Source organism: Chryseobacterium endophyticum (genome assembly GCF_056333165.1).
Genome location: NZ_JBWGXE010000011.1, coordinates 38,661 through 63,201, shown reverse-complemented (window position 1 = coordinate 63,201; position 24,541 = coordinate 38,661). Strand labels below are relative to the sequence as shown.

Sequence of the window (24,541 nt, the reverse complement as noted above, 5' to 3'; positions counted from 1 at the left end):
ATTTTATTGTGAGTTTTTTTGTTTTTAATTACGACTTAGCTGAATAAGACATTAGTTAGGACTGTAAAAGATTCTTTTCTTACAAGATTTTAATATTAGCCGTATGTGTTACTGTTATATTCTTTATTCTAAATCTTTACATAAATATTATATTGGCCATTCCTGTGAGAATCTACAGGAAAGATTAAGAAAACATCTTTCCAATCACAAAGGATTTACTTCAAGAACCAAAGACTGGGAAATTATATATTCTGAAACTTTCGATTCAAAGTCAGAAGCCTACAAAAGAGAACGCGAGATAAAAGCATGGAAAAGCATTTACAAAATTCAAAAACTTATTGATGATTCAACTGGATAGAGCATCCCGATTCATAATCGGGACGGTCAAAGGTTCGAATCCTTTCGCGCTCACAAAACTCACAAGAAATTGTGAGTTTTTTATATCTGTACAACACAAAATCAATTTCCGATCCTCAATCTTCTAATCTTTTTTAAACTCTAAAATTTTTAAAGTGCCTGTATGGATTTTAAAGTGATAAACAGCACTTTTTTTAACAATATACCGTCGCGTAATATTCTCATAATCCACGTTAAGTATATTTTTATCGAGTGTATAGGTAAACCTGCTGTTCATATTTCCGCTGAAGTTGGGAATATTTTCACGTAGATACTTATACACTACTTCTCTCACCTCTTCCCCTTCCAGTTGATAATCGGGAAAATAACTCATGAGATTATCTTTGGAAATTATATATAAAGTATCCGCTTTTATGGTTGTTCTCTCGTTTCCGGAAAGCAGGTTTCTCCCTAAAAAGAATGTATCATTTTTTTCAAAGAATATTTCAAGTTTTTTGCCCGAAATTTTATACACCTTCGACTGCTTCATTCTCGCCTGAAAAAAATCTTTCGCAGACATGGCTTTCTTATAGTTGTAAAAAATGGTAGTTCCTCCGTTAGCTTCCTGTAGCTGGGCATTTGCATTACATAATAAAAATACAGCCATCATAAATGACATAAAGAATGTTCCTTTCATTTTCATAGTCGACATGGAATTTCTATTTTAAAAATAATCAATAAATCATGAGATCAAATATCCTTGGCTCATTTTCTCATTAAACTACGATAAATTTTATCATGCTACCGACAATACTGATCCTGAGCACACTAACGGATAAACTAATATTTTATTTCAGAATATTTAATTTTTTTTGCGAATTTTATTTTTATAATTAAGAAAAACATCCTATATTTGCACCCACAAAAAACAAGGTAATTCTTGTTAAAAAGATGACCTCAATCGGGGCGTAGCGTAGTCCGGTCATCGCGCCTGGTTTGGGACCAGGAGGTCGCAGGTTCGAATCCTGCCGCCCCGACTTCAAAAACACTTTAGGGTGCGTAGCTCAGCTGGATAGAGCATCTGCCTTCTAAGCAGACGGTCAAAGGTTCGAATCCTTTCGCGCTCACAAAAGACTCACAAGAAATTGCGGGTCTTTTTTTTATAATTATGACTTAGCTGGATAAGACCTAACATTTAGTTAGGAATGTATTAGATGGATCAGTTACAAAAGTTGGGGACTAGGCAAAAAGTTTAGTCAATCTGAATAGGAAAAATGATTCAGTGGATTAATAAAACCTAACGAGTTTTTGAAACCCGTTAGGTTTGTGACCGTCAATTTACGTCTTTTTACTAAAGGTCTTTCCATAAACATGAATATCGTCCGTCAACTTCTTCAAGATTTTCATAAACAAATTCTTCCGGTATTCCATGCATAGAATTTCTATGTTTATGTCTTTATTGTTTTTTTATTAAGGCAAAACATAAGATCTTAAAACCGACTCAGTTTCGCATACATTTCGAGGCTGATGAATCTTCCGTCTTTTATTTCGCAGTCTCTCATCACGCCTTCGAATTCAAATCCCAGGTGGGCCATTACTTTTTTACTGTTGCCGTTTTCCGTTTCCACCACCGCTTCGATCCGGTGGACCGACATTTCCTGAGAGGCATAGTCGCAGGCGGCCCGTCCGGCTTCCGTGATGATTCCGGAGCCCCAGTGTTCGGGTAGCAGCCAGTAACCTATCTCGATTTTACGGTGCTCTTTGCTCCGATTGTTGAATCCGATAGCCCCTAGAAAGGTTTGATCCTGCTTATTGCAGACCGCCCACCAGATTCCCGTTTCTTCTTTTTCAATGGCGGCAAACCAGTTCATCTGCTCCTGAGTGGCTTCCAGGCTGTCGTAGCTTACGCCATAATGCCTGATGACCTCCGGATGCGATAACCCCTTGTATACCGATTCGATATCATCCGGCTGAAACCTTCGCAACACCAGTCTTTCGGTAGTTAAAACCGGGAAAACATTTTTATCGTTTGGGCCCATACTGTTTGTCATAGTTCTGTTTTTGGAGTTAACGATTTATTTCATTCGGTAAGCCGTTCCATCCCAAAGATAAATTTTTGAAGCCTTCTTCTTTTTCTCGCGGTCTTTTTCATCTTTTTCCATTTCTTCCATTTTAAAGATGAACGCATTAGGTATTCCGCCTTTATCATTGGGGAAAATAAATTCTTCGTTATGGTAATAGACATCTGCATCACCTACACCCATAAGCTGAGGCAGGGCAATCATTTTTTTACCGGTCACTAAAATATACTGATCATATCCCGGAATTCCGCAGGCTTCTCCGGAAACAGTAGCTTTTAAGGTGAATTCTACGTTTTTAAGTTTGTGGTTGCTTTCTATCGCAAAAGTTCCATAGCTAAGGCTTTCCCCGGAACCTGTTTCAAAGGAAACCTCATCAATTACCGTATTGCCATTTATCATCTTTACGGCTGCCATATTCTGCTGAATAGCCTCAGTAGGAAACTGCGGATCTTTTTTGGTGATGGTTTTGGTTAAGCCTAAAAGGAAATCATAACCGTTTTTATTCCGGTAGCCGATACAGAGGTTGCCGCCCCAGATATAGCCTTCGGAAGTGCGGTCGCCTTTCATATAAGAAATTTTATACCAGTTGGCTGCTCTTTCACCCAACTTCAGAACGGCAGCGTCCTTTTTAAGAATCAAAACCTGCTGATTGGTTGTTAAAGAATCCAGAATAGGTGCGTTTACATCGGGCAGCTGCCGGATCCTTGACTGGTCGGTAAATATTTTCTGCGGTTTATTTTCTTCGAAATTAAAAATTCCATCGGGATATACTTCTTCCTGTGCGAACAAAAGTTGAACGGTAAGCAGAAATAAAGCGGTAAAAAAGGTTTTCATATTAATATTTTGCGGGGTTTATTTTTCGAGGAGCAGGCTCACCCACTCTTCCCGCTGCAGCTTTTTGGTAAGCTCCAGGCCATTTTCCTTGCAGACTTCCAGTATATCGTCCACATCGAAAAAGCACAATCCGGAAAGCAGGAGTTTTCCGCCGTCATTCAGCACTTTCACGTAAGTCGGGATGTCTGAGATCAGGATGTTTCGGTTGATGTTTGCCAGAATGATGTCGTAATTTTCTTTGCCTAAATTTTCAGCTGTTCCAAGTTCGATGTCGAGTTCAACATTGTTTCGGACTGCATTTTCTTTTGAATTTTCTACCGACCATTCGTCGATGTCGATGGCTTTTGTTTCGCCGGCACCGTTCTGTTTGGCGTAAATAGCCAGCACGGAAGTTCCGCAGCCCATATCCAGGACTTTTTTCCCATTGAAATCAATATCCATCATCTGCTGGATCATCAGGTGGGTGGTCGGGTGGTGCCCAGTTCCGAATGACATTTTCGGCTGGATCACAATTTCGTGCATTCCCGGAACGGATTCGTGGAATTCTGCACGGATCAGCACTTTATCATCGATGTTGATCGGCTCGAAGTTCTTCTCCCACTCTTCATTCCAGTTGATGTTGGGCATTTCTTTGAATGTATATTCGATCTTCACTTCTTCATTCTGAAAGATCGGCAATACTTTCAGTTCTTCTTCATTAAAAAGGTCTTTCTGGATGTATCCTAAAATTCCCTCCAGCTCTTCGGTAAAACTGTCGAAACCGATCTGGATCAGCTCGGCCATCAATATTTCGTTCCAAGGCTGAAGTGGCGTAATTTTGAAATCGAATTCTAAATAATTTTGCATGTGACTAATTTGCTGCAAAATTAAATATTTAAAAATTGAATTTTTAAGATTGCCAGTTTAAATTGCGATCTTTGAGATCATGTAAGCCGGATAGGAATTTGACACATAAGGCACATTAGATCTAGATTGTTATACTTTGAAAATATTTTAGAGCACAGAAGAAGGAAAATCAAAGATTTTCATCATCTGTGAAAAATCTGTGAAAATCTGCGGTTAAAATGACCGCAAGAAATTTAACCACAAAAGTCACAAAAGCTTTTTAACACATGAGACACATTAGATTTTAGTTGCTGACGTTGAGCATATTTTAGAACACATAAGAAGAAAATCAAATATTTTCATAGGGAGTGCTAGAATATGCGTCTCGCTTGTCATTCCCGCAGGGAATCCAGACGCGAATCTTTCCATGCGCATCTCTAATACTATGTTGAGATCCCTACGGGATAGACAAACGGAGTGGTTATCTTTGATTTATTTAACTCTCATATGCGAATCATCCGTGAAAATCTGTGCAGATCTGTGATTTAAAAAAACACCGCAAAAAATTTAACCACAAAATAGCAAAAAGACATTGATGCTATATAAAGAAGATAAATGATTCATGCTGAAAAAAGCGCACAAAAGTTTTAAAAATCAGAGATTTTTTTATGCGGTAACAGGAACGCTTATCTCTAATACGATGTTGAGATCCCTACGGGATGGACAAACAGGTTATTAAATTTTTGAAAGAGTTGCTGTGAAATTCACGGGAATATTAACATGGGTTACTGATTTATGGCCCAATCCCGAATCTCCCCAACCGTTCCCTAGCCCCGATTGCAATGAAAATCCTTTTTTGAAAAAAAAGATTGTAATGGAAAGCGGGAAATAGCTCCAAAAAATGATGAATGAATAAATTATAGATTCTTCCGCCCTTCGTTTCGTTCTGAATGACAAATACTACTCATAAAAAAAAGTGAACCGAAGTCCACTTTTATATAACAACAGTTAAAAAAACTAATTTCTAATATCTAGTTTCTAACTTCTTTATTATGGATTTGTAGAGAAAATGGAACCGTTGGCGATCAAAGCACGTCTGTTCATTTTCAGGATGTCGCGTACCCATTCTGCGAAATCTTCCGGCTGCAGAACTTTTTCCGGATTTCCGTCCGTTAATCCTCCCTGGATGCTCATATCGGAAGCAATGGTACTAGGTGTTAAAGTGATTACCCGGATGTTCTGTTTTCTCCATTCCGCCATCATCGACTGCGACAGAGAAACTACCGCTGCTTTTGAGGCTGCGTAGGCCGACATATTTGGACCGCCTTTCAAACCGGCTGTAGAAGCTACGTTTACGATATCGCCCTCCCCTTTTGATTTCATGAAAGGATAGACTGCTTTTGCGGCATAGTACACTCCGAAAAGATTGGTCTTGATCACCTGTTCCCAGGTTTCGGAAGGCATTTCCTCAATGGATCCGAAGTCGCCGATCCCGGCATTGTTAATAAGGATGTCAACACCTCCCAGCTGCTCTGCCAAATGTTCGATTCCGGCTTTTACGTGTATTTCATTATCAACGCTGAAAACAGCATAGGCGGCTTTTACCCCAAGCTTCTGGATTTCGTCCACTGTCATTTTCAGGTTCTCTTCATTTCTTCCGGTAATTCCGATATTTACGCCTTCATTGGCTAAGGCAAGGGCTACTGCTTTCCCCAGACCTCTTCCTCCACCTGTGATGATGGCATTTTTTCCGTTGATGTTCATTGTAATAATTTTATTGTGCCTGCAAATTTACGAAACATCATTTGTATAGCACTGATGAATAATGATATTGTAAACATAGACATTAAAAATAACAGCTTTTTTTGGCATACCATAAAACCGGCTTCAGAGGAAGCCGGTTTCTTTGAAAGTATAATAATAAAATGAAAAATTAAGGTATAAGGATCTGATTTTGAACTTCAAATTCTTCTGAGGCTGAAAATTTATTTCCATACATGTCTACTGCTCTTACCTCTACCTTATGCTTTCCAAGAGAGAGCTTTTTAGAGAAATCTCCCGTCCAGATATGTTTTGATATTTCAGGGTTTGATGGCCTTCTTCCAGGGAAAAGGCTGTTCGTGGTATCCCATTTGAAAACGGACATCGCAAAACTCGGGTCTACCGTTTCGTCATACTGCATCTCTTCCCACTGGTCGCCATCTATTCTGTATTCCACTTTGTCTTTCTTACTTCCCATAAAGAAATTGGCCAATACTTTTGCCGATGTTTTCGAAGGGAAAGGAATGACTTTCGGAACATATAAGTTGATCTGGTAATCTTCAGGTTTACCTGCTGTTTTATATTTGACTTTATATTCATTATCATTAAAGCTGATGAAAGAATATCCTTTGGCCGTGCCGTCTCTCATGGTGGAAGTCGGCAGTCCCAGATCGTCGGATGTGCCTGACCACCAGTCGCCGCAAGTGGTCCCTACATTGTATTCATGAAGGTCTTTCGAACCGTTCCAGCCCGCTTCTTTTCCATAAAAAAGCTGTTGCTGAATATGCGTATGGGCCGATAAAATTAATGCATTCTTGAAAGGCACTAAATAGTCAAATAACTTCTGACGGTCAGAATTCCTGAAATTATCTTCATTTTTATGCTCCAGCGGAATATGGAAAGAAACGACAATCAGCTTGTTTCTATCCACCAGCTTCAGATCATTTTCAACAAATTTCAGCTGATCTTCACGGAAACCTCCCCAATACCCTTTTCCGTCTCTCGGATCAGGATACAGAATATCATCCAGGACAATAAAGTGCACATTTCCATAATTGAATGAGTAATTGGCCGGACCAAAATTGGATTCAAAAGTCTCGTCGGAAAGCATATCTTCTTTTGCATCGTAGTTCATATCATGGTTTCCCATTACGTTGTACCATGGCAATCCAACTTCTTTCATCACATCAGCATAAGGCTTCTGAAGGCTTAAATTATCCCCCACCAAATCTCCAAGACTGATTCCCAGTACGGCATTTTTCCTGGTGCTTTTTACTTCATTGACAATAGCTCTTTTAAAATAATCCAGCTGCTTTTCTGTATAAGGCTGCGGATCTCCGAAAACCAGAATATCGAAGTTTTTGCTTTCATTCTGTTTATTTAAAGCAAAATTGACCTCTTTGGGAAGTTCGCCTGTCGGTGCAGATCCTTTGTATTTAAAATCTGCGGGTGAACCTTTCGGTTTGTATTGGTAATAATATTGCGGCAGGTTATTTCCATTAACCGGCGTCATGTACCCTGAAGGCTTGATCACAAATACCGACTGTCCCTCCATGATCGGCAGACTGTACCTTCCGCTCTTATCCGTAAGAACAACCTGCGCTCCATTGGATACCGCTACGCCTTCAATTCCTTTTTCCCGGCTTTCTTTCTTCTGATTTTTGTTAAGGTCTTCATATACATATCCTGAAACTGAAGCCTGTGAGAATGCCATCGCTGAAATTAACAGACACGGCATTAAAAATTTTATGTTCATTGTATTGATATTTAAATTTAAGTTTTGACTGAAGTCAATTTGACTATTTTTCTAAGAGTCGGGCTAAAGCAGATCCTACTGATGAGTTTATGGCTTATTCCACCACATTTTCACATTAATATCATCCCCACCCATCTGCTGTACCGCAGCTTGATAATTGACTGAATTCAATACCCTCGGGTTTGGCGGATACATCAACCTTGACGGCATAACGCCATTATTCAGTAGTCCTCCGTTATTCGGCAGTACCGGGAAGCCGGTTCTTCTTTTTTCAAACCACTGCTGCTGGTCTACGAAGAATAAGGCCACATATTTCTGAAGCATAATTCTTTCCAGGGTACCATTATAAGCTACATTGGGATTGGAGAAATAATTTGAAGGAAAGGCAGCACCCCACTGCTCGATGGTTGCTTTTACTCCATTCTCATAGAAGGCCTGTGCATTTCCCGTAATAATTCCTTTAAAAGCGAGCTCCGAAAGGATAAACTGCAATTCGGCGTAAGGGTAAACCAAAATATTCAATGGGGCTTTTGCCAGGTTTTGGTTCATATTAGAAGGCTGGTAATCGAAAGTAGTTCCGTAAGCATAGCCTGAAGGAGCTCCTTTATAACCGATATTGGCACCCTGAAGGTTTTTAGCCTGACTGAAAAACATGGACATTCTGGGATCGTTATTTCCCTTCAGTGTTTCCACGAAAAATTCTGATGCTGCGCGCCCTGTAGTAAAATCCTGGGGTCTTGCGATCGGTGGCATCAAGGGAGCCACACCGGTAACATTCAGTTTTACCGTTTCAGAATTACTCTGGAAAATAGGATAAACCGTAGGATTATTAACAATTTCCTGGATTCTTTCGTAGACATTTACCTCACCATTTCTTTTCAAAATCCTTGTTAATAGTCTTAAAGAAAGCGAATTACAGAATTTCTTCCAGCTGTTTATTCCGTTTACATCATTGTTTGCATTATAGAAAAGGTCTGGTCCCGTTAATGTTTTGGTGGTGACGAAAAGAGAATTTGCCCTTTTCAGATCATCCAGCATCTGGATATAAATATTTTTTTGCTGATCAAATTTAGGCTGGCTGATTCCTTCATCCAGTCTTGAGGCTTCTATAAAAGGGACATCTCCATAGGTATCTGTAAGATTGGAATACGCCCATGCATTCATAACAAGAGCAATGGCTTCATAATTTTTATCATTGCTGCTTACTGCCGCCTTTTTCATTTCATAGATCTGCTTGATCCATTTGTAACTGTTATTCCAATAGCCGGCGCCGGTATTTTCAGTAATATTGTATCGGCTCAGTGTATTTCCTTCATTTGGAAAATCCAGGGAAACCTGCATGATATCAAACGTGAAATCATTAGCCCTTAAATATCCTACAGAAGCAAGATTGTATTGAAGCGGCGCTAAAAAACTGGACACTTCAGGTTCGTAGATTTTACTATCATCTACGTTTATTTCATCAAAACTTCTGTCGCAGGAAGCCACCGTGAATGCCAGACCCGCCAGAAAAATATATTTAAATATTGTCTTTTTCATGTTTAAGATTTAAAATTTTACATTTAGCTGAAAACCAATGGTTCGTGAGGCAGGCAACTGTCCCATTTCCACACCAGGCGTAATGGTGGAATTGTCTAAAGTGGCCGCTTCAGGATCAAACAGCGGGAACTTCGTCCACATCCAGAGATTCTTTCCAAAAAGTGCCAGGGTAAGCTCGGTTATTTTTAAAGGAGCCGTAACTGATTTAGAGAAAGAATAAGCAATTCTCGCATCTCTTAATTTGATAAAGGAAGTATCAAATGTATTGGTCTCTACGTTGGCTCTTCTGTAATAATCGGCGTAATAAGCAGATACCAGAATTCCTTTTGTATTCGGAGCATACGAACCGTCTGCATTCTGTACGACTCCTTGGCCAACAATCAGGCCTCCGGGATTGTCTCTTCCTTCTAGTGTGTGGCCAAGCTTTCCTTGCTCAGTCATTTTATGGTGAGACTGTGAGTAAGCCATTCCTTTGTATTGTCCGTCGAAAGAGAAGCTGATGGAAATATTCTTATACCTGAACTCATTCTGGATCCCGGCTCTCCATTTGGGATAAGCGTTCCCGATTTTCTTCATCTGTGCCGGCTTGGCGGTTAATCCGTCGCTTCCGTATACGACCTGGCCGTCCGGAGAATACATTAATCCGTATCCATAAAGATCTCCAAGCGATCCTCCCACTACTGCATTGTAGTACACCGCTCCGCCAACGCTTGCATACGTATAGGGTTCCCCTTTGAATTCCTCAGGAAGCGATAAAATCTTATTTCTGTTCATCGACCAGTTTGCCGAGACATTCCAGGAGAAGTCTTTACTCTTCACGGGATAGGCATTCATCATCATTTCAATTCCTCTGTTTCTGATTTCTCCTGAATTGATTACCCTCTGCGTATATCCTGTCTCCCATAAAACCGGCACATTTCTGATAATTTGATCCACAGAATTACTCTGGTACGCAGTAATATTATATGTCAATCTATTATTGAAAAGACTGAAATCCATCCCCGCTTCAATATTGGTGATCATTTCGGGTCTAAGGTTCGGATTAAGATATCGGTTGGATACCTCAACGGATCCCGGAAATGCAAGACTTGGATTATAGTAATTTAAAAGCTGGTAAGGCTCCGTATCGTTTCCGGTCTGCGCCCATGAGGCTCTTAGCTTCCAGAAATTAAAATTCTTACCTTTCAGCCCAAAAATATCGGAAAGGATAAATGACGAGGAAACCGACGGGTAAAAGTAAGATCGGTTTGCTTTTGGCAGGGTGCTGCTCCAGTCATTTCTGGCTGTAATATCAAGGAAGATTTTATCTTTATAGCTTAATGAAGCCAGCCCATACATACTGTTTACCATTTTATCATAAGGCTGTGGAAGATCAAAACGCTGAGCTACCGCATTGGTAAGACTGTACACGCCTGCTTTTTTTAAACCTAAAGCATAATAATCTTTAGTAAGCTGCTCAAAATACTGCGTAGATCCTCCTGCTGTCATCGAAAAGTTGAATGCTCCGAATGTATTTTTGTAATTGACCATTAAATCATTATTAAAATTAAATCCGTCTACATACTGTTCTCTGTAATATCCCTGCAGAAAATTAGCAGAACTCCAAGGTCTTCTCTGGGTACGGAGTTCATCATTTACAGCCATTCCTGATCGTAAAAGGACATCAAAATGTTTGTCGATCTGATAGCTTAAACTCACATTTCCGACGATATTCTTTTTATCCAGACTATTGGTCATTTCATAGGCAATCAAATAAGGATTATCAATATACGAGCTGAAAGGGTGGATCTGATCTACCTGATCCTGTCCTGCTTTCCAGATGGGTTTATACCATGCCAGATCAACATTTGGATTCTGGAAAATCATGAAGTAAGAAATCGACTGGTTATTATATCCCGTTGCAGGAAGGTTATCACTTTTCATCTGATTGTAAGACAACTTGATATTCGCTTTAAACCTTTCGTTAATTTTATGATCGACGGATATAGCTGCTCCCCATTTCTCCAGACCAGTGTTGGGCATCATCCACTCGTTTTTCAGGTAAGAGAGAGATGCTCTGAACGCCGTTTTGTCGTTGGAACTTTCTATCGCAAGATTGTTTGAAAATGTCGTTCCTACTTCCCAGAAATCTTTTATATTATTCTTGTAAGGTCTCCAGAGCTGTCTTTCTTTGCTTTGCCCCTGCTCATTAGGATCGTATTGAAAAAAATACTGTCCGTCAAACCTCGGTCCGAAAGCGCTACTTGTGGATCCTGTATTCACACCGTCCGTTGACAACCCGTAGGAGTAATAATAATTCCCGTTTTTATCTTTCAGCATTGTTCCCTGGCCATATTCATATTGATAATCCGGCCATTTTAGAACAGATTCAAAACTGGTATAAGAATTTAGAGAGATCTGGATTTTACCATTTTTAGTTTTTCCGGATTTCGTTGTAATCATGATTGCTCCAAGTGCTCCTCTTGAACCGTAGAGAGCAGATGCACTGGGTCCTTTCAAAACAGTAATGCTTTCGATATCATCAGGGTTAATGCTGCTGAGGTCATTTCCATAATCGATCGGGATATCTCCTCCGGCTCCGGCTCCGTAAGCGGGAGTACCGGTACCTACTGTTCTGGAGTTCAGGGGAACACCATCCAAAACGATAAGCGCCTGATTGTCGCCCATGCTACTCATGGAAACATCACCTCTTAAAGTAATTCTTGGTGTAGCGAGCGGTCCGGCACCGGCCGTCTGAATTTTAAGTCCGGCTACTTTACCTTCCAAAGCGCTCGTCCAGTGGTTATTCTGGGTCCTTAAAAGTTGGTCTGAATTAATGGTTTCCGTAGAATACCCAAGAGCCTTGTTTTGCCTTTTAATCCCCAATGCCGTTACTACAACTTCGTCAATGTTTTTAATGGTGTCCCGTTTTACTTTTTGCTGAGCCGCCACGTTCACACTGACCAATCCTAATACTGATAATATTAGTAGTTTTTGTGTCTCTTTACGCATATCCTTTTTTGTTTGCGCAAAATTAGAACGACATTATGGGTAAGACTTTAACTTAATTTTAACATTTATTAAAGAATTATTAAACGATATATTAATTTATTTTTAACATCTGCTCATACCGGTTTGGTTCACAATCCTTTAAATTGATGAATGATTTTTAATGAAAATCTGAAGATAAATTTCCCTATTTTTATTGTCTTTATTTGAGAAAATAAAATATACCACATCTATACCACGAATGCAAAATTACAGCCATTTAATCCGTATTTAAGACAATAAAAAGTCTGCCTTTGAAAAGACAGACTTCAGCAGATTAAAAAAATATTTCTATTTAAGCTGATCCGGAATGTTGGTGGTAATAAATCCAATGCCCTGCTTTTTCAGCTCATCTGATACCGCCACCTCATTGACCGTCCAGGCATTTGTAATTAACCCTAAAGCTTTGGCTTCTGCGATCCAGGTCGGATTTTTCTCAAAAACACTGTAATGGTAATCCAGCCCGTCGAGTCCTTCTTCCTTGATCTGCTGCGGAGAAAGTTCCCCCCTCAGATATTGTACTTTGAACGATGGTTCCAGCTTTTTAATTTCTTTACAGATATTTAAGCTGAAAGAAATGAACTCACACTGCGATCCCAGCTTCATATCTTTGATCATTTTGATCGTTTTTGCCGTCAGCTCATCTTCTTTTCCCTTGGTTTTATCCGGTTTTATTTCGACAATAAGCTTAAGGGCTTTATCTTTTTTTCCCTGTTTTAAATAATCCTTCAGGGTTGGAAAATTTTCACCGTTGGATAATTTTACTTTTTCAAGTTCTTTAAAATCCGTTTCTGAGATTTCCATTTTTGCGTGATGCTCGTCATGGTTTACGACTAGTATTCCGTCTTTTGTCATTCTCACGTCAAATTCGGAACCGTAGATTTTAAGATGCTGGGCGTTTTCCAACGACTTCAGAGAATTTTCCGTGGTCGGTGGCTGTGTCTGCCAATACCCTCTGTGGGCAATAATCTGGGTTTGTGCCTTCATGACTACTGTACTTACAACTGCTAACCCTAAGATAAGTTTTTTCATAATATAGATAATAATTCTTTATTGAATATCTGAGAAATTTATGATCCGCAGGAATTGCGGCAAAAAATAAAGAACAAATTTAGAAAGACATTTCTGATAATGCTTTAAAATGAATATAAAAATTGTTTAATTTAATATTAAATCTAATCATCAGAATCTCCGCAATACTTACTATTTTTGCTGAAAGACAGAAAATAAATGCCCGACAATATCGAAAACATTCAACAGAAAATAGAAGATCTCCGTAAAGAACTTCATCAGCACAACGAAAACTATTATCTTCTGGACACGCCTACGATCTCAGACTATGATTTTGATATGCTGCTCGAAGAACTTCGTGACCTGGAAGCCAGACATCCGGAGTTTTATGATGAAAACTCCCCAACGATGAGAGTCGGCGGCGGCATTACAAAAGTATTCCCGACCGTTCAGCACAAATTCAGAATGTACTCTCTTGACAATTCTTATGATTTTGATGACCTTGAAGACTGGGAAAAAAGAATCATTAAAACCATTGACGAACCGGTAGAATTTGTTGCGGAACTAAAATACGACGGTGCTTCCATTTCTATTCTCTACGAAAATGGAAAACTTGTACAGGCTGTGACCCGTGGCGACGGTTTCCAGGGCGATGAGATTACCTCGAATGTACGTACCATTTCAGATATTCCTTTAAAGCTGAAAGGTGATTTTCCCGAGCAATTTTTCATGCGTGGTGAGATTTATTTAACCCGGAAAAATTTCGATAAAATCAATAAGCAGCGTGAAGAAGACGGCCTCGATCCCTTCATGAATCCCAGAAATACAGCGAGCGGAAGCCTCAAAATGCAGGACAGCGGTGAAGTAAGGAAACGCGGATTATCATCGGTGTTATATCAGTACATTTCCGAAGAAATTCCTGCCGAATCTCACTGGCAACTCCTGGAAAAGGCAAAAATATGGGGCTTTAAAACCTCTCAGCAGGCCAAACTCTGCAAAACAATGGCTGAAGTTAAAGAATTTATCAGCCACTGGGACATCGAGAGACACAACCTTCCTTTTGAAATCGACGGGATCGTTTTGAAAGTCAACTCCCTGAAACAACAGCGACAGCTCGGCTACACCGCAAAATCTCCACGTTGGGCAATGGCTTATAAATTTAAAGCCGAAAAGGTGGAAACCGAATTGCAGACTGTTTCTTATCAGGTCGGAAGAACGGGCGCGATCACTCCGGTGGCGAATTTAAAACCAGTTTTACTGGCAGGAACAATTGTGAAAAGAGCTTCTTTGCATAATGAAGACATTATTAAAAAACTCGATCTGCATGAGCACGATTTTGTATACGTGGAAAAAGGCGGTGAAATCATTCCTAAAATTGTTGGGGTAAATACAGAAAAAAGAACCTCCGAAAGCAAAGAAATAGAATACATAAAACATTGCCCTGAATGCGGAACCGAGCTGGTGAAAATCGAGGATCAGGCAATCCATTTTTGTCCGAACGACCTGCACTGTCCGCCTCAGGTGGTCGGAAGAATGATTCATTACGTATCCCGAAAGGCTTTAAATATAGAAAATCTGGGAAGCGAAACCATCGAACAGCTTTACAGGGAAAGATTGGTTGAAAACCCGGCCGATTTTTATGTTTTAACCAAAGAACAGCTCCTCCCTCTGGAAAGAATGGCGGAAAAATCTGCCCAGAATATCATTTCAGGGATCGAAAAATCCAAGGAAATCCCTTTTGAAAAAGTTTTATACGGAATTGGCATCAAGCATGTCGGAGAAACCGTTGCCAAGAAATTAGTGAAAAATTTCCCGACCATAGATGAGCTCAAAAATGCTACCGTTGAAGAACTTTGCCAGGTCGAAGATATCGGAACCAAAATCGCCGTTAGCATCGTGGAGTTTTTCGCCAATCCGGAGAATGTCCTGATGCTGGAACGATTAAAATCTTATGGGGTTCAGCTTGAAAAAGGAGAAAGCACCAATGAAGTTTTATCCAACGTCCTGGCAGGAAAAACCTTTCTTTTCACCGGGAAACTCTCATTATTCACCAGGGAAGCCGCAGAAGAAATGGTAGAAAAGCATGGTGGGAAGAATATTTCTGCCGTTTCCAAGAATTTAAACTACCTGGTTGTCGGTGAAAAAGCCGGAAGCAAATTGAAGAAAGCTCAGGATATCGGAACGATCGGCATCCTTGATGAACAGCAGTTTCTGGATTTGATAGAAAAGCAATAATATTCTAAGATATTTAACATAATAAACCATTGAGATTCTTTCTTAATGGTTTATTTTTGCCCGAAATTTAAATAATAACCATGAGAAAAATCTACTTGATAATTTCCTTTATGATGTTTGCCGGGTTCCAGGCACAGATTGTTAATATTCCGGATGCTAATTTTAAAGCAAAACTTCTGTCAGCCAATACAAACAGTGGCATTGCATTAAACAGCAGTAATCAAAATATGGTAATCGATACCAATGGAGATGGTGAAATCCAGGTTTCAGAAGCGTTAAATGTGTACGTATTAAATATTACCGGGCAGCAAGGCAATGCGATCGCAGATCTTACGGGAATTAGTGAGTTTACTAATCTTGTGGTGTTAAATGCTTCTTCCAATGCTTTAACCAGTCTGCAAATTTCGGGATTATCATATCTCCAGTCCTTAAGTTTACGAAATAACAATCTTTCAAATGTTTCTCTCAGTAATTTAAACAGTATTCACACTGTAGATGTTGTGAATAATAAGCTGGAATCAATCGATATTTCCGCTCTTCCGAGTTTGGTAACCTTGGAAAGCAACAATAATTTATTAACAACAATAATTTTAAACAACAATAATGGTTTATTAAATCTCCATGCTGCAGATAATAAGCTTACGACCCTTGCTCTTGAGCAGGCCCCTAATCTGAGTAATTTGTATCTTAAAAATAATCTTTTTACAACTATTGATGCAGGACAGCTGACAGGACTAAATAATTTTGATTTTTCCAACAATCCTAATCTTATCAGCTTTAATATCAAGAACGGAAAACATAATTATGCTCAGGGAGCAACTCCGATGTTTTCAAACACACCAAATTTAAGCTATATCTGCGCTGATGATTTTGAAAAGGCAGTGATCGGCGCGCTTACAAACTGGTACAATCAGCCTAATGTCGAAATAAACACATACTGTTCTTTCACTCCAGGAGGAAATTTTTACACGATTCAGGGAAGCACCAAATATGATATCAATAACAATGGTTGTGATGCCAGTGATCCGGCAAAAGCATTCCAGAAATTCCTGATCACCAATGCCGCAAATTCCGGGAATATCATAACGAATGCCTCAGGAAATTTCTCCATTCCCGTGCAGGCAGGTAATCACGTCATTACACCTGTACTCGAAAATCCTGCATACTTTACGGTTTCACCCACAAGTGTAACGGTAAGTTTTCCTGCACAGACAAGCCCTCTTAACCAGAACTTCTGCCTGTCCGCAAACGGAACACATAATGACCTGGAAGTCGTTATTATTCCTGTTATCGCAGCAAGACCGGGCTTTGAAGCAAAATATAAGATCATTTACAAAAATAAAGGAACGACCGCTCAGTCGGGAACTGTGTCATTTAACTATAATGATAATGTAATGAATTACCTTACATCGTCCACAATTCCAACATCGCAGTCATCCGGCGTATTGACCTGGAATTTTACGAATCTTAATCCTTTGGAAGTAAAAGAAACAACAGCATCTTTCACCTTGAATACACCTACCCAGAATCCATCATTGAATGCAGGTGACAACCTTCAATACACAGCACAGGTAAATGCCGGAACTGACGAAACACCTTCAGATAATATCTTTACTTTAAACCAAACGGTCGTAAATTCTTTCGATCCGAACGATAAAACCTGCCTTGAAGGAACAACGATTACCCAGGCAAAAGTGGGCGATTATGTTCATTACCTCATCCGTTTTGAAAATACAGGAACGGCCAATGCACAGAATATTGTCGTAAAAGACGATATTGACGCTTCCAGATTTGACCTGGCAAGTTTAGTAGCCCTGACCGGCAGCCACAACTTCGTCACAAGAATTACAGGAAACAGCATGGAATTTATCTTTGAAAACATCCAGCTTCCTTTTGACGATGCCAATAATGACGGCTATGTTTCATTTAAGATCAAAACCAAATCTACACTGACCCTTGGCGACAGTTTCAGCAACAAAGCCAGTATTTATTTTGATTACAATGCGCCGATCATCACAAACAACTATATCACGACCGTTGAGAACACTCTGGCTGCTGCGGAAAGCAATAAAGAAAACAATACCGTTTCAATTTATCCGAATCCTGTAAAAGATATTTTAAATATTCAATCTAAAAATGAAATTACGAAAGCGGAAATCTTTGACGCAGCCGGAAGAATTTTAATTTCAACTTCGGTAAAAGGAAATTCCATCAACGTCTCTGAATTGGCAAAAGCAAATTACATCATCAAACTGTACACAAAGGATAAAGTATTCACTCAGAAATTTATCAGGAATTAATTCCAGAATAAATAATACAAAGACTGTCCGTTTGGGCAGTCTTTTTCGTTTTTAATCTGAATCATACGGGGAAAATATTTTTTGTTGTACATTTATTCTGCGAAGCTAAATATTTTAATTATGGAATTTTTAAAAGATCACTCCATTCAAAATGAATTGTTGTTGGTTTTCATCTCAGTGGTGCTGGGCCTGATGATCGGTGCTGAGCGCGAATACAGAAATAAATCGGCCGGACTCCGCACCTTTATCCTGATCTGCTTCGGATCCAGCCTTTTTACCATTCTTTCCATCAAAATCGGCGTAGATGATCCCGATCGTATTGCCGCCAATATCATTACGGGAATCGGTTTCCTGGGAGCCGGCGTTATTTTTAAAGGCGACAACAAAATAGACGGCATCACCACCGCCACCACCATCTGGGCAACCGCCTCCATCGGAATGGCAGTCGGCTCGGGATACGTTTACCTCGCATTGATGGGTACCGTCTTGGTACTGCTGATACTAAGCTCACTGACCCGCTTTGAAAAATTTATCGACAGGGAGCATAAAATCAGGGAATATAAAATTGCGGTTGTTAATTATCACGATGTTCCTCATTGTGAAGACCTCTTCAAAAAGCATCACTTAAGATACGCCATTTCAAAACAGCAGTATACCCAGGGAAATCTTGCTACGTCCTGGATCATTACAGGAAAAAATATCAATCATGAAGCGTTGATGAAAAGCCTTATGGAAGATGAACGTATCATTGCCTATCAGTTTTAGCCAGAACTGATTTATTTTTTATCCTGTTTCTAACATCAGGTTAATTTATTTCACCAACCATGAATGAATAAGCCGTTTTTAAATTGAGAAACAAAAGCACAACAAACTCATTTCCAATATCTAAAACAACAGCATCCCCCAAAAACACCAAACTCGTAATTTCTTCGTAAATTGGAGCAAAATTTTGATTATGACAAAAAAGATACTCTTATCCGTATTTCTTTTGCCGGCTGTAATGACTTTCGCACAGCAATACGGAGGAATGTGGATACCGACAGAGCTGAATGAAAAGGAAATGAAAGATCTGGGAATGAAAATCTCTGCCAAAGACATCTTCAACCCTCAGAAAGCAAGCATAAAAGATGCGGTCGTACAGTTTAACGGCGGATGTACTGCGGAAATCATCTCTCCCAAAGGCCTGCTGCTTACCAATCACCATTGTGGATACGGCCAGATTCAGGCGCACTCCACCGTTCAGAATGATCTCTTGTCGAATGGTTTCTGGGCCAAAAATACCGAAGGCGAACTTCCGAATCCCGGTGTAACCGTTGATTTTATTGTTGATATTAAAGAAGTGACCCCACAGATCACTCAGGGAACGGATCATCTTACAGAGCCGGAGCTTTCCAAACAGGTAGCAAAAAATATCGAAATTTATAAGAACTCGCAGAAAGTAGAGCCTTATCAGTCGATTTCCGTAAAACCCATGTATTATGGAAACAAATATTACGCGTATACCATTGAAACCTACAAAGACATCCGCCTGGTAGGTGCTCCGCCACAAAGCATTGGGAAATTCGGTTCCGATACCGACAACTGGGTGTGGCCGAGACATACAGGAGATTTTTCGATGTTCAGGATTTATGCTGATAAAAACAACAAGCCTGCGGAATACTCCAAAGACAACATACCTTATGTCCCAAAGCACTATCTTCCGGTTTCCATTAAAGATAAAAATGAAAATGACTTCACTTTTGTCTTCGGGTTTCCGGGCAGAACGACCGAATACCTTCCTGCCATTGCAGTTGAAAAAATCATGAAGGAGATCGATCCTGCAAGAATCGCCGTGAGAGATGTCGCTTTGAAAACATTAGACGAAAAAATGCGTACCGATGATGCCACCCGTATTCAATACGCTTCCAAATACGCTTCAGTAGCCAATTACTGGAAAAAATGGATCGGCGAAGTGGAAGGCCTGAAGAAATCCAATGCCGTAGAGAAAAAAGTGATGTACGAAGGTTCTTTAGTGGCTAAAAATCCTGAAATCAAAACCACTTTAGATCAATTAAACAAGCTATACAACGACCAGGCGCCTTTTGCCCTAAATAACGCTTATTATACCGAAACCATCAGAAATGCCGAGACGTTGACGCTGGCCAGCCTGTATTACAACTATATTGCCTCAGTAGAAACCGGGAGAATGGACGAAAAAGGAACCACTGCCCTTAAAAAGAAGCTTACCTCTTTCTACAAAGATTATAACGCTGAACTCGATGCAAAAGTGACGGCAAAATTACTGGCTTTATATGCTAATAAAACAGACGCTCAGTTCTTACCTGCAGGATTCGACAAGTATAAAAATGAAGCCCAGAACATCCAGGCGATTGAAGACGCTTCCAAAAACTCCATTATCACCGGAAGAAGTGATGTGAATGGTGCTTTTTTAAGCAAAGACATCGACAAAGCGTTTTCTAATCCGGATAAATTAATCAAAACCCTGAAAAAAGACCCTGTCTTCCAGATCTACATCGTGATAAGAGATGCTTATATGACGAAAGCAGATCCTCAGTTTATGGCTCTTCAGACAAAGATTGATGCCTTGCAGAAGACCTATATGGCCCAGCAGATGGCTACGGATAAAGACCGTAAATTCTTCCCGGATGCCAACTCTACGCTGCGTGTAACCTACGGAAAAGTGAAAGGCTCTTCTCCGAGGGATGCCGTTTCTTACAATTACCAGACACATCTGGCAGGGGTTATGGAAAAGTATGTTCCGGGAGACTATGAATTTGATGTTCCTAAAAAACTGATCGACCTTTACGGTAAAAAAGATTTCGGGCAGTATAAAGACAAAACGGGTGATGTTCCGGTAGGATTTACAGCCACCAACCATACGACAGGAGGAAACTCCGGAAGTCCGGCGCTCGACGCCTACGGAAACCTTGTCGGATTAAACTTCGACAGACAGTGGGAAGGAACAATGAGCGACATCAACTACGACCCGCGTTTCAGCCGGAATATTATGGTAGACACCAAATATATTCTTTTCATCATTGATAAATTTGCCGATTCAAAGTGGCTGATCAACGAAATGAAAATTGTGAAATAAATTCCACTCCACCTTATAAAAAACAGGCTGTCCCAAAATTGAGACAGCCTGTTTTTTGCTTTTCAAAAATGCCGGTGAAGCACTTCAATAGTATTTAAATCAGATTTTTAATGTCCGAAAATATCTTTCAGGCTTACTTCTCTGAATGTTCCCATTTGATGGACAGCCTCCATATTCAGGTTTTCTTTTTTGCCGATAATGGATGTATTGAAATGTACCGGTTTGATATAATCATCATAAAATCCTTTAAGATCTTCAAAACTCAGGCTTTCGATCTGCCGGTAAATATCTTTTCTTAAATCATGATACACATTCAGCTTTTTCAGCCTTAAGGTATTAAAGAAAACATTGGTCCTGGTAATTCTTGCGGAAGCGATCTGTTTTAAAGCAGCATTTCTGGCGTTCTCAAACTGTGCGGGAACTTCAGGAAGCTCAGCCATCAGCGTAGTCAAAGTATCCACGGCGATCTGCAATTTATCCGGCTGTGTACCGATGTACGTCGTAATATAATCCGGATGATCCAGCTCTGCGTTGGCTGCATAAGATACATACGCAGAATAAGCAAGACTTTTGCTCTCGCGGATTTCCTGGAAAACAATGGACGACAATCCTCTCCCGAAATATTCATTAAAAACATTGATCTTCCCAAAATTTCCGGTATCCACCATCCGGCCTTTTCCGACGCGGCTCATTTCCATCTGCACCATATCATAGCTTGTGAAATAAACGTCTCCGCTGGTATCAGGCTCGGGGTACTGTTTCGGTTCCGGGATGGCCATGCTTTCTGTCTCGATATAAGTACCGATGTATCCTTTAAAAGCTTCGAAGTTTCTTCCGTAAAAGAATATCTGATACGGAAAACGGAACAGTTTCTTCATTCTTTCCGCAAAAACCTCAACATGGATGCTTTCAAGCTCCTCCCTGGAAATCACGTCGGTAAAACGTGAGAAAGCCCCCAGTTTGGTATAGTTGGTAAGCGCAGTCATGATCCTTCCTTTGTCTTTCTTCATGGCAGCACGGTTTTCCAGCACCGTTTCCACGAACTGTTCATAGATTTCCTGGTCGGCTTTCAATTCTCTCATCCAGTGCTGCAACAGCTCGATACCTTTCGGGATATTCTCTTCAAGGCCGTTCAGTGAGATGGTGAGCTGGTCATTGGTGGTTTTAAAATCATTGGTAACGCCGATTTTAAAAAACTCTTTTTTAAGATCATCCGGTGAAAATCTTTCCGTTCCGAGATACTGCAGAACCTGCGTGGAAATTCCGATGTCCCGGTCATGATCACTTCCGAAAGGAAAAATAAAATGTACCTGGGCAATATCATTGTACTTATTCTGTACGAAACTCAGCTTTTTATCTTTTATCAGATCTGTGGTAATCTCTTTCTGGTAATCGATAAATTCCGGCTGTATGTCTTCTGTTTTTTCCGCTAAAATCTGCTTAAGGAAATCCGACTGGTCCTCACGGTTGATCTTTACCGGCGTTATTCCGGGATTTTCAACGCGGATCAGCTTGTCATTGACTCCTTTTTCTTTATTAACGACAACATAATTTTCTTTAAAAAATTCATTGGCAAATTTCACGACGTCTTCTTTCGTAAATTTCGCATAATCATCCATTTCATTGAGTTCCTGCTCCCACGTTCTGCCTTTAATATACGTGTCGTAAAGATTGGTAGCCAGCCCGTCAGCCGTTTCGAGGGCTTTCATTCTCTGAATTTTAAAATCATTAATGATGGCTGTCAGCATCCACTCCGGAAAATCTCCTTTTTTTACCAGCTCAACCTGTTCCAATACAAGATCTCTGGCTTCCTGTAATGTCTGCGTCTCCTTCGGAACGGCTACTATGGAAAAGTAACCGTATTCTTTTAAGCCGATCGAATACGCCTGTGCCCAGAGCAATTTCTGCGTCTGGTTGATATTTAAATCCAATAATCCCGCTTCTCCCCTGTTGCTTAAAATATTGGCAACGATATCGGCGAGCATCACTTCATTTGTTCCATAGCTGTCCGTTCTCCATGCCAGCTGAACCCTCGGGGTGGTCGGACTTTTCACATTTCTTTCAACGATTCCTGTCAGCGGCTCTTCTTTCACCGGCGTTTTTTCCGGAAGCTCGCGGTAAGGAATGGTTCCGAAATACTGATCGATCAGCCGGATCGTTTCATCAAAATCAAGATCTCCCACCATCACCATCGCATAATTGTTCGGAACATAATACTCGTCAAAATATTTATGGATCGCCTTCATGGAAGGATTTTTCAGGTGTTCCGCCTTTCCCAGCGTGGTTTGCTGCCCGTTGGGATGTTTCGGGAAAAGGGCATCCATCATTTCATACTGAACCAGTCTGGAATCGTTATCCTGTGCCCTGTTGAATTCTTCGTATACCGATTCCAGCTCCGTATGGAAAAGCCTCAATGTGAGTTCTGAGAATCTTTCTTTTTCAATGGTAAGCCATTTTTCAAGCTCGTTATTGGGAATATTATTCTTGTATACCGTTTCATCAAACCAGGTATGGGCATTGGTTCCCGTGGCGCCCAGCGAAGAAATCGCCTTATCATATTCATTGGCAATAGCGTACTGACTGGCTTCCTGGGAAAGCTCATCGATTGTACGATAAATGATTTTCTTTTTTTCAGGATCCTGTTCCGCTTTGTGCTCTTCGTATAGATCTGAGATTTTATCCAGCAGTACACTTTCTTTTTCCCAGTCGGAGGTTCCCAGTTTTGAAGTTCCTTTAAACATCATGTGTTCCAGGTAGTGCGCAAGCCCGGTATTATCTGCCGGATCATTGTTGCTTCCGGTTCTTACGGGAATATAAGTCTGAATTCTCGGAGCATCGAAATTCTGGGCAAGGAAGACTTTTAAACCGTTCTTCAAGGTGTAGATTCTTACCTTGTTTTCATCATTTGTAATCGTTAAGTATTCGTAATTTTTATCTTTATGAATTTTTTCGCTGTATTTTTTATCTGCCATATCAATCATTTTCATTCTAAAATCCAGAATGCCATACAAATGTAAGCAATACAAAAAGAACTCTGCGTCTTTTGTTAAGATTCGCCGATTTAAACATTTCAGATCCAAATATGCGTCTCGCTTGTCATTCCCGAAGGAAATCCAGACGTGAATCTTTCCATGCGGATCTCTAATACTACGCTGAGATTCCCTGCAGGAATGACATAAGTTGACGGAGCCAGATTTTCATGACGAGTGCCGGAATATGCGTCTCGCTTGTCATTCCCGAAGGGAATCCAAACGCGAATCTTTCCATGCGAATCTCTAATACGATGTTGAGATTCCCTGCGGGAATGACAAGCACAGTGGTTAATTCTCAAAACATCGTGTCAGAAAGACTCAAATTTGAACCTTCAAGACTGTGCAACCATGCAAAAAGGAGGGATATTGAATGTAAAAGACTCAACGATGAGGAAAAAAGACTCAAAAACCAGTCTTAAACACTCAACGACCAGTCAAAAGAGTGAATATTGAATGTAAAAGACTCAACGATGAGGAAAAAAGACTCAAAAACCAGTCTTAAACACTCAACGACCAGGCAAAAGAGTGAATATTGAGTGTAAAAGGCTCGACGACGAGGCAAAATGACTCAAAAACCAGTATGAAAGACTCAACGACCAGGCAAAAAGGTTCACCGGTGAACCTAAAAGACTGAAAAACCAGCCTAAAAGGGTGGAAATTGAAGCAAAAAGGGTGGTTTTTAAATAGTAAATAATCAAATCAGATTCATG

15 protein-coding genes and 2 tRNA genes are annotated in these 24,541 nt (G+C 40.2%); 7 read left to right on the top strand and 10 right to left on the bottom strand.

From position 1 onward, the window contains the following. Window positions 1–103 precede the first annotated feature (103 nt). Window positions 104–358, top strand: coding sequence for a GIY-YIG nuclease family protein (locus AC0N32_RS18925; RefSeq protein ID WP_476395400.1), 255 nt, complete (start codon window positions 104–106; stop codon window positions 356–358). A 123-nt stretch (window positions 359–481) separates the two neighbouring features. On the opposite strand, the gene AC0N32_RS18920 is transcribed toward AC0N32_RS18925, so the two are convergent. Continuing rightward, window positions 482–1,048: a hypothetical protein gene (locus tag AC0N32_RS18920; protein ID WP_476395399.1), complete on the bottom strand. Its 567-nt coding sequence runs from the start codon at window positions 1,046–1,048 to the stop codon at window positions 482–484. 250 nt (window positions 1,049–1,298) lie between these two features. Between AC0N32_RS18920 and AC0N32_RS18915 the strand changes: the two genes are divergently transcribed. Further along, window positions 1,299–1,373 (top strand) — tRNA-Pro (locus AC0N32_RS18915). Window positions 1,374–1,389: 16 nt separating this feature from the next. After that, window positions 1,390–1,463, top strand: a tRNA-Arg gene (locus tag AC0N32_RS18910). Window positions 1,464–1,826: 363 nt separating this feature from the next. Here the strand turns inward: AC0N32_RS18910 and AC0N32_RS18905 are convergent. From AC0N32_RS18905 to AC0N32_RS18870, 8 genes are all read right to left on the bottom strand, one after another. Beyond that, window positions 1,827–2,387: a GNAT family N-acetyltransferase gene (locus tag AC0N32_RS18905; protein ID WP_476395398.1), complete on the bottom strand. Its 561-nt coding sequence runs from the start codon at window positions 2,385–2,387 to the stop codon at window positions 1,827–1,829. Window positions 2,388–2,411: 24 nt separating this feature from the next. Beyond that, window positions 2,412–3,251, bottom strand: a complete 840-nt coding sequence (locus tag AC0N32_RS18900) for an SH3 domain-containing protein (RefSeq protein ID WP_476395397.1) — start codon at window positions 3,249–3,251, stop codon at window positions 2,412–2,414. 18 nt (window positions 3,252–3,269) lie between these two features. Next, a complete protein-coding gene (prmA, locus tag AC0N32_RS18895; RefSeq protein WP_476395396.1) occupies window positions 3,270–4,097 on the bottom strand; it encodes a 50S ribosomal protein L11 methyltransferase in 828 nt (275 codons plus the stop codon). 1,029 nt (window positions 4,098–5,126) lie between these two features. After that, window positions 5,127–5,840, bottom strand: coding sequence for a 3-ketoacyl-ACP reductase (locus AC0N32_RS18890; protein WP_476395395.1), 714 nt, complete (start codon window positions 5,838–5,840; stop codon window positions 5,127–5,129). Window positions 5,841–6,009: 169 nt separating this feature from the next. After that, window positions 6,010–7,593 carry a calcineurin-like phosphoesterase C-terminal domain-containing protein gene (locus AC0N32_RS18885; protein ID WP_476395394.1) on the bottom strand — a complete coding sequence of 528 codons (1,584 nt, stop codon included), beginning with the start codon at window positions 7,591–7,593 and terminating at the stop codon, window positions 6,010–6,012. Between the two features lie 87 nt (window positions 7,594–7,680). Beyond that, window positions 7,681–9,132 carry a SusD/RagB family nutrient-binding outer membrane lipoprotein gene (locus AC0N32_RS18880; protein WP_476395393.1) on the bottom strand — a complete coding sequence of 484 codons (1,452 nt, stop codon included), beginning with the start codon at window positions 9,130–9,132 and terminating at the stop codon, window positions 7,681–7,683. 9 nt (window positions 9,133–9,141) lie between these two features. After that, window positions 9,142–12,123, bottom strand: a complete 2,982-nt coding sequence (locus AC0N32_RS18875; RefSeq protein WP_476395392.1) for a SusC/RagA family TonB-linked outer membrane protein — start codon at window positions 12,121–12,123, stop codon at window positions 9,142–9,144. 327 nt (window positions 12,124–12,450) lie between these two features. Continuing rightward, on the bottom strand, window positions 12,451–13,191 hold the full coding sequence (locus AC0N32_RS18870; protein ID WP_476395391.1) for a glycerophosphodiester phosphodiesterase family protein: 741 nt from the start codon (window positions 13,189–13,191) through the stop codon (window positions 12,451–12,453). Window positions 13,192–13,389: 198 nt separating this feature from the next. Between AC0N32_RS18870 and ligA the strand changes: the two genes are divergently transcribed. The 4 genes from ligA (at window position 13,390) to AC0N32_RS18850 (ending at window position 20,799) form a co-directional block, all read left to right on the top strand. Beyond that, window positions 13,390–15,405 carry an NAD-dependent DNA ligase LigA gene (gene ligA, locus AC0N32_RS18865; protein WP_476395390.1) on the top strand — a complete coding sequence of 672 codons (2,016 nt, stop codon included), beginning with the start codon at window positions 13,390–13,392 and terminating at the stop codon, window positions 15,403–15,405. Window positions 15,406–15,485: 80 nt separating this feature from the next. Then, the gene (locus AC0N32_RS18860) at window positions 15,486–17,705 is read left to right on the top strand and encodes a DUF7619 domain-containing protein (RefSeq protein ID WP_476395389.1); all 2,220 of its coding nucleotides are present in this window, start codon (window positions 15,486–15,488) and stop codon (window positions 17,703–17,705) included. Between the two features lie 120 nt (window positions 17,706–17,825). Continuing rightward, window positions 17,826–18,470 (top strand): MgtC/SapB family protein, encoded by a 645-nt coding sequence (locus tag AC0N32_RS18855; protein ID WP_476395388.1) that lies wholly within the window; start codon window positions 17,826–17,828, stop codon window positions 18,468–18,470. A 190-nt stretch (window positions 18,471–18,660) separates the two neighbouring features. Then, window positions 18,661–20,799, top strand: a complete 2,139-nt coding sequence (locus AC0N32_RS18850) for a S46 family peptidase (protein WP_476395387.1) — start codon at window positions 18,661–18,663, stop codon at window positions 20,797–20,799. Window positions 20,800–20,906: 107 nt separating this feature from the next. Here the strand turns inward: AC0N32_RS18850 and AC0N32_RS18845 are convergent, their stop codons facing one another. Then, window positions 20,907–23,771, bottom strand: coding sequence for a M16 family metallopeptidase (locus AC0N32_RS18845; RefSeq protein ID WP_476395386.1), 2,865 nt, complete (start codon window positions 23,769–23,771; stop codon window positions 20,907–20,909). Window positions 23,772–24,541 lie beyond the last annotated feature (770 nt).

Excerpts from the sequence above, each read along its gene's own strand:
- AC0N32_RS18890 (WP_476395395.1), bottom strand. The coding sequence starts at position 5,840 with ATGAACATCAACGGAAAAAATGCCATCATCACAGGTGGAGGAAGAGGT.
- AC0N32_RS18885 (WP_476395394.1), bottom strand. The coding sequence starts at position 7,593 with ATGAACATAAAATTTTTAATGCCGTGTCTGTTAATTTCAGCGATGGCA.
- AC0N32_RS18920 (WP_476395399.1), bottom strand. The coding sequence starts at position 1,048 with ATGTCGACTATGAAAATGAAAGGAACATTCTTTATGTCATTTATGATG.
- AC0N32_RS18925 (WP_476395400.1), top strand. The coding sequence starts at position 104 with ATGTGTTACTGTTATATTCTTTATTCTAAATCTTTACATAAATATTAT.
- prmA (WP_476395396.1), bottom strand. The coding sequence starts at position 4,097 with ATGCAAAATTATTTAGAATTCGATTTCAAAATTACGCCACTTCAGCCT.
- AC0N32_RS18875 (WP_476395392.1), bottom strand. The coding sequence starts at position 12,123 with ATGCGTAAAGAGACACAAAAACTACTAATATTATCAGTATTAGGATTG.
- AC0N32_RS18860 (WP_476395389.1), top strand. The coding sequence starts at position 15,486 with ATGAGAAAAATCTACTTGATAATTTCCTTTATGATGTTTGCCGGGTTC.
- AC0N32_RS18900 (WP_476395397.1), bottom strand. The coding sequence starts at position 3,251 with ATGAAAACCTTTTTTACCGCTTTATTTCTGCTTACCGTTCAACTTTTG.
- AC0N32_RS18905 (WP_476395398.1), bottom strand. The coding sequence starts at position 2,387 with ATGACAAACAGTATGGGCCCAAACGATAAAAATGTTTTCCCGGTTTTA.
- AC0N32_RS18850 (WP_476395387.1), top strand. The coding sequence starts at position 18,661 with ATGACAAAAAAGATACTCTTATCCGTATTTCTTTTGCCGGCTGTAATG.
- ligA (WP_476395390.1), top strand. The coding sequence starts at position 13,390 with ATGCCCGACAATATCGAAAACATTCAACAGAAAATAGAAGATCTCCGT.
- AC0N32_RS18845 (WP_476395386.1), bottom strand. The coding sequence starts at position 23,771 with ATGGCAGATAAAAAATACAGCGAAAAAATTCATAAAGATAAAAATTAC.
- AC0N32_RS18870 (WP_476395391.1), bottom strand. The coding sequence starts at position 13,191 with ATGAAAAAACTTATCTTAGGGTTAGCAGTTGTAAGTACAGTAGTCATG.
- AC0N32_RS18855 (WP_476395388.1), top strand. The coding sequence starts at position 17,826 with ATGGAATTTTTAAAAGATCACTCCATTCAAAATGAATTGTTGTTGGTT.
- AC0N32_RS18880 (WP_476395393.1), bottom strand. The coding sequence starts at position 9,132 with ATGAAAAAGACAATATTTAAATATATTTTTCTGGCGGGTCTGGCATTC.